Origin of the sequence: Actinoplanes sandaracinus (assembly GCF_030009775.1) — a bacterium.
Taxonomy (GTDB): Bacteria; Actinomycetota; Actinomycetes; order Mycobacteriales; family Micromonosporaceae; genus Actinoplanes; species Actinoplanes sandaracinus.
The window spans coordinates 1-12834 of record NZ_JASCTH010000053.1 but is presented as its reverse complement, the minus strand read 5'-3'; the positions used below and the strand labels follow the sequence as shown (position 1 = coordinate 12834).

Genomic DNA, 12834 nt, shown 5'->3' with positions numbered 1-12834 from the left:
CCACAGTCGGCCCGTGGCGGGGCGATGTGAGGCCGGCCGGCCCGCGACGCGGCGACGGCGTCGCACGGATCGAGAAACAGCTATTGCCCTGCGCGGCGCGAACCGCCAAGCTGATCGCAATTGTTACCGGCGGGTAAACGCCGGCCTCACGGGACGAAGTGTTCGCCGAGCGTTGATCCCCGCGCAGCCCGGCCGACGCTCCACACCCCGGCGGCCGTGCGGAGATCTGCCGGTAACGATCACCCCCGATCGATCCGGCGAAGGAGCCTGATGTCCCTCCGATCCCATCTCCGCAGGCGGGCGCTGCGCTCGGCGTTCGTCGCCGGCGCCGCCCTGGCCGTCGTCGCCGCCACGGCCACCCCCGCCCTCGCCGCTCCCCCGGCCGCGCTGCCCGGCAACGCCGACGCCGTCGAGACCAGATGGCAGCCGGCGTACGACTACGACACCGACGGCTGCTACCCCACCGCGGCCATCGGCCCGACCGGCGTCGTCAACGGCGGTCTCAAGCCGTCCGGGTCGCTCAGCGGCGGTTGCCGCGACGCCTCCGACCTGGACAACACCAACGGCTACGCCCGCCACAAATGCAACAACGGGTGGTGTGCCATCGCGTACGGCCTCTACTTCGAGAAGGACCAGGCGCTGCCGGGCACGTCGATCGGCGGCCACCGCCACGACTGGGAACACGTCGTCGTCTGGGTGCAGAACGGCGTCGCCCGATATGTCGCCACCTCGGCGCACGGCGACTTCGCCATCGCCCCCGCGAGCAGTGTGCGGTGGAGCGGCGACCACCCGAAGATCGTCTACCACAAGGACGGCATCCGCACGCACGCCTTCCGGCTCGCCAACTCCAACGACGAACCGCCGGAGAACGCGCACCGGACGTGGCAGCACCCGTCGCTGGTCGGCTGGAACGGCTTCCCGTCCACCAGCATCCGCAACACCCTGACCAGCCACAACTTCGGAAGCGCGCACTTCGGGCTCAAGGACGGCAGCTTCGTCAACCTGATCACCGAGGCGATGCCGTCCGGCATCGCCTTCAACCCCTCCGCATAACCCCTTCAGACCCGGCGGGGTACGGCCGCCGCGCTCGCTGGTGAGCGCGGCGGCCGGACCGCTCGGGCGGCGCTCGTCAGCTCTGGTGAAAATCAGGCCCTAGTGGGGATCCGGCGGCGGTAAGGATCGGGCGGGGGGTGAGGATCAGGCCGGGGTCAGGACCAGCCAGCCGAAACCGACGACTCCCCGGTAACCGGTGAGGTAACCGATCCGGCGCTGGTCGGCGAACGCCCGGGCCTCCGGGGTGCCGAGGTCTTCGATGTGGGCGCGCCAGTCGGACTCGAAGTCGTCCCACTCGGCCAGGGTCGACTCGGCGATGTGCAGGGGCCGGAATCCGGCGTCGACCGCCGACTGCGCGAGCGAGGCCAGGTCGGGCAGGTCGCCGAAGGTCTCGCGGAGACGGTCGCCGGGGTCGGTCTGGTAGAAGGCGTCGGCGAACAGCAGCCTGCCGCCCGGCTTGGTGAGACGGTGCAGCGCGGCGAGAGCGTCGCCGGTGTCACCCCAGACGTAACCGGCGCCGACGTTGACGACGAGTTCGGCGGGCTCGTCCCAGTCGGCCGCGTTCCCGGTGTGGAAGGTGACCTTCTCGGCGAGCCCGAGCTCCGTCGCGCGTTTCCGGGCACGTTCACCGTCGTCGGGGTCACGCTCGACACCGACGCCGGCGATGTCGTAGGACCGGGCCAGCCGCATCAGCATTTCGCCGTTGCCGCAGCCCAGATCCAGGGCCCGCCAGCCGGCCCCGGTGGGGGTCAGCCGCCGGACCAGATCGGTCACTCGGCCCTCGCCCAGCGGGGAGTTGTAGCGCAGACCGGCCGCTGCCGCGGCGAAGTACATTCCGGAATCGTCGTCGGCCATCGGCACACAGTACGGCAGACCGAACGGGACGTCCTACGTGGACTGTCCGCACCGGGCGGCAGCCCGTCCCGCCCGGGCGGGACGGGCTGCCATGACAACGACCACCCACCCCGCCCGATACTCACACCCCCGCCCAGACGGGACGAGCGGCCATGACAACGACCACCCACCCCGCCCGGTGGTCGCGCCGCGGCCCGGAGTGGGCCGGGCCTCGCGCGGTAGGCCGGGGACTCTTCGTAGCCGTACGGAATCGGTGGAATTTGATCTGGGGTTGGGGCGCCGGTCAGCCGGGCGCTTTGTCGATGGGGAACTGGACCTCGGTGAGCAACTCGTCGGGGGTGACCGTCTGCGGGTCGTTGAGGTAGACCTCGCGCGGGGCGCCCGCCGGTTTCACGCCCTGCTGCTCGATCCAGCCGGTGACCACGTGATAGGCGGGGCTGATCTCCTGGTAGGGGCCGCGGTGCACGGTGGCGGCGATCGGGCCGCCGGGGACTTCGCGGTAGCGGACCGGGCCGTCGGGCAGGGCGGTGCCGGCCGGGACCGGGACGCAGATCTCGATGTCTCCGGCGGTCTGCTCGTCGATGACGTCGTGATAGACGACGAACGGCGCCCCGGCGGGCTCGGCGCCGGCGACGCCGATGGCACTGACGACCGTGCCGAAGCCGCGGCCCATGTCGGCGCCGATCGCGGCGAGGCTGGTGCGCAGGGTCAGGCTCGCCACCGTGACGGCGGCGACCTCCTTGACGGTGACTTCGTAGGGCATGACACGTCCTCCTCGATCGATGAGACCTTCGAGGAACCGCAGCATCCGCTCCTGCTCGGCGAGCCGGGCCCGCAGCCGCTCCCGGTGCGCGGTGAGGCGCTTGCCGGTCAGCTCCGGGTCGTCGTCGGCGAGCAGGTCGCGAATCTCTCCGACCGGCATGTCGATCGTGCGCAGCACCCGGATCGCCTCGGCCCGCCCGGCCTGGGCCCGCCGGTAGTAGCGGTAGCCCGACACCGGGTCGACCCAGGCCGGGGCGAGCAGGCCCTGCTCGTCGTAGAAGCGCAGGGCCTTGACCGACAGCCGGCTCATCCGGGAGAAGCGCCCGATCGGGATCAGGTCGTCCATGCTGGGTTCCTCCGTTCCCCATCGATGCTCGAGTCTCCCCTGGCAGGAGAGTCAAGCCGGGGACGGCGGCTGGGCGAGTCGGCCCGTTCCGGCGGCCGTTCGGCCCGCTCTCTCAGGACCGGCCGGCCGGCAGCGCCGACCCGTCGGAGCGCGGCGACGGGATCGCGTGACCACGCCCGTGCGGCGCTGGCGCGCGCTCGGCGGCCGCGAGCCCGCACGACGTCAGAGTGCGCGGGCGCAACAGCATCGACGTCGGCACCGGCGCGATCTCCCGCCACGCGAAGCACTCCCGGATGATCTGCGCGTTGTCCCCGCCGGTGATCTCCCGGTCGGCCCGCAGGATCGCCCGCAGCATGCCGTGGTAGGTGAGGAAGTCCGGCGAGATGTCGCTCCAGGTGACCGCGAGCAGCCGGCCCAGGTAGTCGCGGGCCCGCAGCAGCGACTCCTTGAACGCGGCCTCGTTGCCGGTGTACGAGGAGGTGAACTGGGCCTGGATCTCGGTCAGGTCGTGCACCGAGCCGGGCAGGTTCGTCGACCGCACCCGCAGGTCGTCGGTGATCAGCTTCTTCGCGACCAGGTCGTGCTGGAACACCTCGACCATGGTGTCGAAGACGGCCCCGGTCAACGGCAGTGACCGGTCGTGCGGCTCGTCGCCGACGTCGGACATGCGCAGCGGGTTGAGCGCGACCCGGATCTCCCGGCTGTCCGACAGCTCACCCACCCGGTCCAGGCCGTTGACGGTGAGCAGGTTGCCCTTGGTGGCCTCCAGCAGATGGTCGACGACCGAGTGGAAGTGCAGTGACGCCACGATCGCGACCAGGTCGCCGGCCGACTCGTGCATGCCGCCGTAGTCGATGCCCTCGTCGAGCGGGCTGGCCGGCACACCGACCTCGGCGAAGATGATGCTGTGGCCGAGCTCGTGGGCGAGGACGTCGAAGTTCTCGCAGAACGGCCGGGTGTGATCGGTCGTGCCGTTCGGGGAGCGGCCGAACCCGAACTCCAGGAAACCGTAACCGGACTGGGCGTTGTTCCACTCGATCAACGGAATCAGTTCGAGACGATCAAAATCAGACTCGAAATGCCATTGAATCGTACGCCCGAAATAGTCCTCCCAGATGTCGAGGACTCGCCGGACGGTCGCATACATGGTGGCCGCCGAGAATTCCCGGCTCGCCGGGTCGAGGTGATCGAAATGGCCGTCGCCGCCCGGCTGGACGGGTGGCCGGGCCGCACCCCGATAGGGTGGCCGGAAGAAGTTGTTGTAGGGCATCTTGCCGATGGCGTCGATCACGAACATCCGGTCGTCGCCGGGCCCGGGCCGCATCGCGGCCGGTTCGACGGAGACGATGACCTGCTCAGGCTCGGCGAAGAGAGGCCCGGACCCGTCCGCCTTCTGCAGAAACCGGGGTTGCGGGAAGATCCGGAATCGAGTGCCGACGTCCGCGAGTCTGCGATCGAGTTCAAGGGACATGGGAGCCTCCGCCCGCTGTTGATTCATTTGAGGCCTCCAGCGGATTCCTCCGCCGCGGCAAAGTCAACGACACTGTCCAAGAACCATCCCAAAGACCAACCTCAGGGTGCGGAAAACGGCTGACGAACAGGGTTTTCGCCCGTCCGGACCCGCAGCGGTGAGGGCGAGCGGAGGACCGGCCGCGCGGCGATGCACTTGTTTGCCACTGGGAGTGAACAACGCGCCCGTAGTTTCGCTGCCGTTGATACATCCACGGGAGGTAGTCATGTCCGAGAAGCCGGTAGTCGTCCTGGTGCACGGCGCGTTCGCCGAGTCGGCCAGCTGGAACGGGGTCATCGAGCGGCTCACCGAACAGGGCGTGACCGCTCTGGCGGTGGCGAACCCGCTGCGCAGCCTCTCCGGTGACGCCGCCTACGTCCGCGACGTGGTGACCTCGCTGGGCCGGCCGGTGATCCTGGTCGGTCACTCGTATGGCGGCCAGGTGATCACCGCCGCGGCGGCCGGCCTCGACGCCGTCACGGCGCTGGTCTATGTGGCCGCGTTCACCCCGGACGCCGGCGAGAGCGCGCTGGAGCTGTCCGGCAAGTTCGAGGGCAGCACGCTGGGCGGAGCGGTCGTACCGCGTACCCTGACCGGCGGCGGCGTCGAGTTGTCGATCGAGGCGGAGAAGTTCCCGCAGCAGTTCGCCGCCGACGTCGACCCGCGTGTCGCGGCGCTGATGGCGGTCACCCAGCGGCCGGTCACCGAGGCCGCGCTCACCGAGGGCCTGGCCGAGGGCGAGCCGGCATGGCGTGGCCTGCCCGGCTTCTTCGTGTGGGGCAGCGCCGACCGCAACATCCCGGCCGAGGCGATGCGGTTCATGGCCGAGCGGGCCGAGGGCCGGGTCCGGCGGGAGATCGACGGCGCCGGCCACGCTTTGCCGGTCTCGCAGCCGGCCGCCGTCGCCGAGACGATCCTGGAGGCTGTCGCGCTGGCCGGCTGATCACGGGCCATCGACCGCGGCCCGCATAATGACGGGCATGACGGAGACGCTCGGCACGCCGGCTCCCGACCAGGCTCCCTCCGGACGCCGTCCCCACCCGGCCCGGGTGGCCCTGGCATGGCTGGCCGGCAACCTGATCATCGGCTACTTCGTGATCATGCCGCTGGCGGTGATCGACAACCTCACCTACTACGTCCGCGCGGTGCGCTACAACGATGTCGTCGCGCCGTACGGACCGGCAGGGGCCAAGTTCGCCGTCGCCGAGATCATCTTCTGGACCGCGGTTCTGCTGACGGCTTCCGTCCTGCTGAACCGGCGCCAGTGGCGCCGGTTCCGGGACGCCCGGCCGTACCCGCCGCGAATGGCCGCCGCCACCGTGACGGCGATGATCGCGGGGATCGCCGTCGTCCAGCTCCTGCCATACCTGCTCTTCATGACCGCCACGGACCTGACCTTCCCGCCGCTGTTCCCGGACGCGTGGTCCTGACCATGTCTCGCCGACGCCGCGGGCGCGCTCCCGGCCGGGCGCTGACTCGTGTTCAGCCTTTGGTCCGGCTTGACGGTCCGCGCGCATCCGATCTGCGCCTCAGTGGTTGATCGGAGCGGAACGCCGCCCGGTCATCACGTCTACGGGGTGCGGATCTTGTCGAGCAAAGCTGGAAGATCTCGCATGTCGTCGAAGACGGTCGTGCCGGGGCCTTCGAGCCGGTCGACGGCGGTGAGTCCGCCCGCATAGGCCAAGCACCGCATGCCCGCGGCACGAGCCGCCTGAACCCCGTACTGGCTGTCCTCCACCACCACGCATGCCCGCGGTCGCACGCCGATCCTTGCTGCGGCGTGCAGGAACAGGTCGGGGGCGGGCTTGCCGCGGGGCACGTCGGTGGAGCTGAAGATCCGGCCGGCGAAGTGCGGGTACAAGCCGGTACGGCCCAGGGTGTGCCGCAACTTCTCATGCGTACCGCTGGACGCCACGCAGGTCGGCACGGTGATCCGGCTCAACGCCTCCACGACGCCGTCCACCGCGACCAACTCGGCGTCCACAGCCTGACGGAGCTCGGCTTCGAACCGCTCGGTCCAGGTCGCTGCCGCCTCATCACCGAGCCGGGCGGCGATGATTTCAGCGATGGACGCGTGGGAACGGCCGATGAAGCGATCGATGACCTCGGCCGCCGTCAGTGGCCAGCCCAGTTGCGCCGCGATAGCCACGTTGACGCGCACCGCGATCCGTTCGCTGTCGACCAGCACTCCGTCGCAATCGAAGATGACGAGACCCACGTCGTTGATCATCGCGTCAGCGTAATGACAGGCATCAACGCGCTTCCGTACGCAGTGACGGCACCATCACCGACGCACCCCAGGGTCCGCTCAGGCCGTGGCGTCTCCGCTTCGGGCCAGGGCCGACAGCACCTCGAGCCTTACGTGCGGGTCGGGGTCATCTCGGTTCACGGCGATGGCCTGCCCTGTCACTGGATGATCGAAGGCGTGGGCACGCAGGACTCTGACCGCGCTCGCGCGTACGCGCACGTCATGGTCTCTGGCCAGGGTGGCCAGGAGGTCCGCGCCTTCCGACACCGAGCCGGGACTCATCAACGCGGAACACAGTTCTTCCGCGACCTGCTCGCGTACCCGTGGATCGGGGTGTTCGGCATGCGCCACGATCTGGCAGATAGATGCTTCACATTGGCTCGCATCAGAACGGACCCGTGAACGGGCTGCCCTGGATCGCAGATCAGCAGAAGCGGGACGCACTGATGCCTCCGCCGATAACGCGCGCTCCGTCCGTCTCCGCCCCGCACCGTACTCAGTCGTGTGGCAGCAGCATGTCGTTGTTCTCGGGCTGACCGGAGAAGCCGCCGTACACGCGGTTGGGGCCGGTGACAAGTGGACCGACGCCGGTCTTGGTCAGCTTGCGGACGGTCGTACCGTTGCCGAAGCTGTTCTGGACGCAGCCGGCGTAGCGCATCGTGATCTCTCCTGTGCCGGTCGCGGACCGCACCAGAAGCAGATGATCTGGTCGCCGTGCGCCAGACATCCCCGGTTTCCGCTCAGGCGATCTCCGAACAGAGCAGAGGCGAAGCAACGCGAAGGATTTGAGCAGGCCATTCTCATCCGCTGACCGGGCCTGATCATGGACGCTCAACGGAGCGTCCATGATCAGGTCATTCGAACGGAAACTGCCGCTAACGGGATGTGATCCACGGGAAGGCGTCAGATGATCTCGGCTTAGTCGTCATGATTCATCAGCTGATCGCCTCTGACCAGCATATAGGCGCTTCTCGTACCGTCACGGACATGATCGCCAGGATGCTCGACGCCACGGCGCGTCACCGTCGACCGATCCTGCTCGGGGGTGTCGTCGTCGCCGTCATTGAGGCGACACTGACCACCCTGAACCCGTTCAGCGATGTCAGGCTGACTTGGCTGATCGTGGTCCCGGTGCTGCTGTTGGTCCTGGCCGGGAAGAGTTTCCGTCAAGCCCGCCCGACCGCGTTCGTCGTGCGACCGGACCTGACAGCGTTCGTCGCACCGGCGGCCGCGGGACCGGTCTGCACGGCCCTGTGTTTCCTGCTCATTGCTGCGGACCGAGTAGGGCAGGTGGCCGCTTCGGTGCGCACGGACGGCGTGTCGTCCTTCGACATCGGCACGGTGGCGCTGCAAGTCATCGTGTCGTCTTTGCTGTACGTGCAGGCATGGGTCGGTTTCGACATCTCCCTGCGCCCGGACGGCCTTTACGACCGGCGCGCCGTCGGCACGGTGTTCGTGCCCTGGCAAGCAACGCCTGCGGCCCATGTTGCCCGCCGAGCTGACGGGACGAAGACCGTGGTGATCCCGCCGGGTGTGATCCCGGTCCAAGACGCCAACGCAGCGAGTGGACGACCGACCGAGGTACGGATGCTCTATGGACGTCCCGAACTCGTGCGCACGGGAGGCCTGACCCGCAACGCAAACCGGATCACCCCCCATCATGTCGACGCGTCGTTCCTGGCCGCCGCCATCGCCTTCTACGCGAGCCACCCCGATGACCGTGCCGGTATCGGCACAGTCCACGGCCTCCGACACCTGCAGCAGGCACTGACCCCAACCGAGGAATAGCCCGAACGGCACAGGTCCCGGCAGCGCCGAGCAGGCAGAGCCACGGGAACCAGGCTTTATGGCGGTCGCCATCGGTCCCTCAGCAGTACGTTGTCGATACGGCTGTCCTGCCTCTCCTTGAAGCTAACGCCCGGCGCGCTTCCGTGGACGTTTGGACAGGCATCACCGTGACGGTGATGTGAATACCAAGGACACAGCTCCGTGTCCCGGGGCGGCGCAGCATTTGGTCAGGATTCGGCGACTGTCCACTGCGCCGTACGCGCCACCAGGTCGATCACGACGGTTCCCGCCGGAGTGCTCGGCTCCTGCGGAGATGGCGGCGGGCGGTACAGCGTGAAGGTCAGCAACCGGGCGCCGTCCGGCACCGGCCACGGCCCGCACGTGCCGTGGGTGCGGTCCCCGCCGGCGTACGACTCGATTCCGGCCGGCCCGAAACCGCTGTGGCCCGCGGTCGTCCAGGGCAGTTCCACATCCGCGTGATAGCTGGCCGGGATCAGGAACTGCTCGTCGAAGCCGTCCACGACCTCCTCCGGCTTCACCCCCGGCACCAGGTCATACTCCAGCGACGCCATCGCGCAGGCGATCGCCCGCGCGCGGGACGTCAGATCGCTGCGGGACCGGCCACTGCCCGACAACCCGGTCACATACACCCGGTGCGCCGGTGCGCCGGTGCGCCGGTGCGCCGGTGCGCCGGTGCCAGCATCCCGCAATCAACCTCGAACGCCATCAGCAGTGCGGAGGATTCCCGCAGATTCTGCTCGTCGTTCGTCGAATCAGGCATATGCCATGACTCGCGTGAGAACTCGCCACCACCTCGCCGTGCTCGCCAGTTCAGCATGTCCTCGGTGATGACGGCGCCGAGCGCCCGCCCGGCGGGTCAGTGGCGGTGAGATGCCGGTAGACCGGTAGACCGGCCGTCCCTCGAACCAGGCGCCCCATGACACCGGCCCCCGCCCCGCCCACGCGCTGTCGCACCTCGTCCGGCCGGGCCGTCCCACCCCCTCGATCAGCCCAGGAGCGCCTTGCGCAGCTCAGCCGGCATCTCGCGCACCTTGTCCCTGCTCGGTGCCTCGACCGTGATCGGGGCGCCGAAGTCCGAGTACCGCACTTTCATCGCGCTCCCGGCGGCACCCTGGGCGTCGGACGCGGACGGCTCGATGACCAATTCGGTGAGCCGCCCTTGGTCGTCGACCTGGGCGGTGAAGGGCATCGCGTCGGCCTCCGCAGCGGGCGAGGCCGACGCCCCGGGGTCCGCGGCCGGTGAGGTCACCGGGTCGAGCAAGCCCTTGAAGGTGCCGGCCCCGACCTTCTCCACCTTCCTCACACCGTCGATGAAGACCTGAGCATCGATGAACTTGTCAGGATTGAGCACGTTGTCGGCCGGGAGCTCCGACGCGTCGGACCGCATCCACAACCCGTCAACGCCGGTACGGACCCCTAGCGGCCCCTTGATCTGCAGGTAGAAGTCGGTACCGACCAGGAGCACCCTCAGCTCCCGGCTGTCGCCGCCCTTGGCACCCGTCATGGTCAGATCGGCCCTGTTGTTCTTCGCGTCGGCGACACCGGAGACGTTCATCGCGCCGGGCACGGTCATCGCCACCCGGAGCGACTGCTCCTCCAGCTTCTTCGCCGCGGCGGTCAGCTCGGCCGACGGGTCGATCGAGGCGGTCGGGGCCGGGGGCGATCCCTGGCCGGCACCCTCGTCACCGGCCCCGCTACACCCGCCCGCAGCGATTACGGTAGCGAGCGCCAGGCCGGCGACGGCAGATCGACGCGTTCTCATATATCGGCTCCAAGATCATGGCAATCGGGCGCATCACCATAGCGAGCAGGTGTGACGCTGTCCGCCCCGTCTCACCTCCCTTTCACCGCCTCCCTGTAGTGAGCCATTTCATCCTGGGTGGCTCGCTTCACCGTGGTGCAGGACGAGGGCGGCCCGCACGAGCGCGGTCGCACGGCGCGGGCAGCAGCGCAGCTTGATCAGGGTCTTCCCGGTCTTGAGGGTGGCGATGACTCGTTCACCGCGAGCACGGATTTTCGCGTGCGCTCGGTGCACGGCCTCCTGCCGTCGTGACAACTTCGGCCGGAAACGGCGCCGCTTGAACGGCGTACGCACGCTGCCGCCGGCACCCGGCCTTGCCTGGCGCGGACCACCGCCGGGCCCGGCGGTCGGCGCGGTGAGCGCCGACCCGGCAGCCGCCGTCACCCCGGACGTGGGTGCGCGGGGAGGGGCAGGGGGTGACGCGGGCGAGCCTGAGAAGCGGACCACGGATGTGCGGGCGCGGCTGACCAAGCGGACCACGCGGCCCGGGAGCGGTCGGGGCTGCGGGAGATGGATGCGTGGGTGCTCGGGTGTGGGCGATGGTGTCAACCAGACGCATCATCGCCGCGCAGTGTGCCCGCGGCCCCATGGGGGATGGGACATTGCTACCGCGCCGGTCGAGTCACGCGCTGCAGCCGGGGCTTCGCTCCCGCCGACGTCCGGCTTTACCGGGGAGCGGATGTCGGTCGCACCACTGGCCACGCCAGCGGCAGCCTGAGTGGCGTGCCGCTACTTCGTGGGTGGCCGGGGTTTGGTCGGGGAGTCAGCTCCGTGGCGGGACTCGCTCAATGAACGGGGTGAGGATGCCTGGCATGGCTTCCTCGGCGGTGGCGAGGCCGTGTGACTGGGAGACGTCTCGGATCTTGTACATGCCTTCCCCGGCGGCGGTGATCGCGCCTAAGGTGATCAACCCGCTGCGCCGCTGCAGGAAGGACCGGGAGACGCTCCAGCCCATGATGGCTTGCCGTTCCAGGGCGACGGCGCGACGGGCGAATAGGCCGGAGCTGATGACGAGATAGCGGTCCCGGATGCGATGGCCCAGGGTGCGATAGGCGTCGTAGGCCAGCAGCACCGCGATCGGCGCCAACGCCAGAGCGCTGATCCAGCCGATACGTACGAGGGTCGGGCTGAGCCAGAGCCCGAGCCCCACCGGGACAGCAGCGATGAGCGCGACGGTGGTCAGACCTCGGTTGATCCGGCGCCAGAGCGCGAGGCGGGGGTGGGCGGTCAGGCCCCGTCTGGCGATCAGTGAGGAGTCCTGCCCGATGATCTCGGTGGCCACGCGCAGGGCTTCTTCTCTCGGCACCGGCGGGGTCAGCGCACGCCGCCGGCGGTTGTCCTCGACGCTGCCCAGGCCGGTGGCAACAGCATTGAGCTTGGCGGCGTCGGCCCACCGCAGGGGCATCGGTTCGACCAGTTCCACACCCCGCAGGCGCTGCCGCTGAATGCCGACGGCCCGGGTCACCAGCAGCCCGCGGCGGCTCTCGATCCGATCGTCCTGCCGGCGTAGTTGGTACCCGGACCAGCTCTCGATGTAGCCGGCAGTGGAACAGAGGACGCCCAGTGCCAGGACGATCACCGTGGCGGTCAGCAACCCGAACCACAAGGGGACAGCGCCGAAACGGTCGATGATCGCCTTGACGATGCCGAGTTGCAGCGGATCGACCTTCATCTCGTGCAGGATCCGGTACGCGGTGCCGAACCCGGCGAAGACACTGCCGACGCCCCACACGGTCAGCGGCGCGTACCGCAGCCAACGCCAGTCGAGCTGGCTGATCACGTCGTCCCCGGCCGTGCCGGTGCCGGTGGCGTCGCGTCGCTCGACGATCCGGCGACGCAGCGCTTCGGCGTCCGCCCTGGCGATACCGTCCAGCCGCAGCCGCCCGGCGGCTGAACTCTGCTCGCCCGTGTCGATCCGCAGTGTCGTAAGGCCGAAGACGCGGTGCATCGGATTGGCGATCAGGTCGACGCTGCGGACCCGGCCGACCGGAATAGACCGGCGGCTGCGGAACAGTAGACCGGAGTGCAGCTCGATGCGCTCCTGGGTGATGCGGTACCGCGTGGTGAAGTAGCGCATCAGGCTGATGCCGCAGACGACAAGGAAGATGAGGAGAAGCGACGCCAGAATGATCAGGGCCTGAAGGTTCAGCCGGCCGCCCGTGACGAGCAGGCTGGTCAGGAGCAAGGCCACCGGAGCGGCCAGAACACCGAGATTGACCAGGATCAGCCGGGCGTTCAACCTGCCCCACGGGGCATCGACGGGGGCTGGACGGTGGTGCCGGGCGTCATGTCGCGTCCGCCGGGGTGGCCTCGGTCGACTTCGTCTCATGGCACCCCTCTGTGTCAAGAGGCCGCGGCGGGGTCTGCTCTAAGGTGGGTTTCGGCGGGTCCGGGAAGTGACTTCTCCGAAGTGTCGGCCTTGGGGTTTGGGTCGGCCGCGCTGGATTGCA

At 69.1% G+C, this 12834-nt stretch carries 13 protein-coding genes and 1 pseudogene; 4 read left to right on the top strand and 10 right to left on the bottom strand.

What is annotated here, in order from left to right:
- Nucleotides 1-270: 270 nt before the first annotated feature.
- Complete coding sequence (locus QLQ12_RS44900; RefSeq protein ID WP_282767206.1) at nt 271-1053, top strand: NPP1 family protein; 783 nt, start codon at nt 271-273, stop codon at nt 1051-1053.
- 144 nt (nt 1054-1197) lie between these two features.
- Here the strand turns inward: QLQ12_RS44900 and QLQ12_RS44895 are convergent, their stop codons facing one another.
- The 3 genes from QLQ12_RS44895 to QLQ12_RS44885 form a co-directional block, all read right to left on the bottom strand.
- Nucleotides 1198-1908, bottom strand: a complete 711-nt coding sequence (locus QLQ12_RS44895; RefSeq protein ID WP_282767205.1) for an SAM-dependent methyltransferase — start codon at nt 1906-1908, stop codon at nt 1198-1200.
- Nucleotides 1909-2191: 283 nt separating this feature from the next.
- Nucleotides 2192-3016, bottom strand: coding sequence for a MerR family transcriptional regulator (locus QLQ12_RS44890; RefSeq protein ID WP_282767204.1), 825 nt, complete (start codon nt 3014-3016; stop codon nt 2192-2194).
- Between the two features lie 112 nt (nt 3017-3128).
- Nucleotides 3129-4487, bottom strand: coding sequence for a gluzincin family metallopeptidase (locus QLQ12_RS44885; protein ID WP_282767203.1), 1359 nt, complete (start codon nt 4485-4487; stop codon nt 3129-3131).
- A 265-nt stretch (nt 4488-4752) separates the two neighbouring features.
- Here QLQ12_RS44885 and QLQ12_RS44880 point away from each other — a divergent pair, with 265 nt between their 5' ends.
- Together QLQ12_RS44880 and QLQ12_RS44875 are read left to right on the top strand one after the other, a co-directional pair.
- Nucleotides 4753-5469: an alpha/beta fold hydrolase gene (locus QLQ12_RS44880; protein ID WP_282767202.1), complete on the top strand. Its 717-nt coding sequence runs from the start codon at nt 4753-4755 to the stop codon at nt 5467-5469.
- 37 nt (nt 5470-5506) lie between these two features.
- A complete protein-coding gene (locus tag QLQ12_RS44875; protein ID WP_282767201.1) occupies nt 5507-5956 on the top strand; it encodes a hypothetical protein in 450 nt (149 codons plus the stop codon).
- Nucleotides 5957-6096: 140 nt separating this feature from the next.
- On the opposite strand, the gene QLQ12_RS44870 is transcribed toward QLQ12_RS44875, so the two are convergent.
- The 3 genes from QLQ12_RS44870 to QLQ12_RS44860 form a co-directional block, all read right to left on the bottom strand.
- Nucleotides 6097-6756, bottom strand: a complete 660-nt coding sequence (locus QLQ12_RS44870; RefSeq protein WP_282767200.1) for an HAD family hydrolase — start codon at nt 6754-6756, stop codon at nt 6097-6099.
- 78 nt (nt 6757-6834) lie between these two features.
- Nucleotides 6835-7125, bottom strand: coding sequence for a HEAT repeat domain-containing protein (locus QLQ12_RS44865; protein ID WP_282767199.1), 291 nt, complete (start codon nt 7123-7125; stop codon nt 6835-6837).
- Nucleotides 7126-7270: 145 nt separating this feature from the next.
- Complete coding sequence (locus tag QLQ12_RS44860; protein ID WP_282767198.1) at nt 7271-7432, bottom strand: hypothetical protein; 162 nt, start codon at nt 7430-7432, stop codon at nt 7271-7273.
- Between the two features lie 329 nt (nt 7433-7761).
- On the opposite strand from QLQ12_RS44860, the gene QLQ12_RS44855 reads away from it, so the two are divergent.
- Complete coding sequence (locus tag QLQ12_RS44855; RefSeq protein ID WP_282767197.1) at nt 7762-8562, top strand: hypothetical protein; 801 nt, start codon at nt 7762-7764, stop codon at nt 8560-8562.
- A gap of 227 nt (nt 8563-8789) precedes the next feature.
- Here QLQ12_RS44855 and QLQ12_RS44850 read toward each other — a convergent pair whose 3' ends face one another.
- From QLQ12_RS44850 to QLQ12_RS44835, 4 genes and pseudogenes are all read right to left on the bottom strand, one after another.
- Nucleotides 8790-9272, bottom strand: coding sequence for a hypothetical protein (locus tag QLQ12_RS44850; RefSeq protein ID WP_282767196.1), 483 nt, complete (start codon nt 9270-9272; stop codon nt 8790-8792).
- Between the two features lie 296 nt (nt 9273-9568).
- Entirely contained in the window at nt 9569-10345 is a 777-nt protein-coding gene (locus tag QLQ12_RS44845) for a hypothetical protein (RefSeq protein WP_282767195.1), read from the bottom strand.
- Nucleotides 10346-10453: 108 nt separating this feature from the next.
- Nucleotides 10454-10693: pseudogene (locus tag QLQ12_RS44840) on the bottom strand (IS5/IS1182 family transposase); the annotation flags it as partial.
- A 454-nt stretch (nt 10694-11147) separates the two neighbouring features.
- Nucleotides 11148-12623 (bottom strand): PH domain-containing protein, encoded by a 1476-nt coding sequence (locus QLQ12_RS44835; protein WP_282767194.1) that lies wholly within the window; start codon nt 12621-12623, stop codon nt 11148-11150.
- Between the last annotated feature and the right edge of the window lie 211 nt (nt 12624-12834).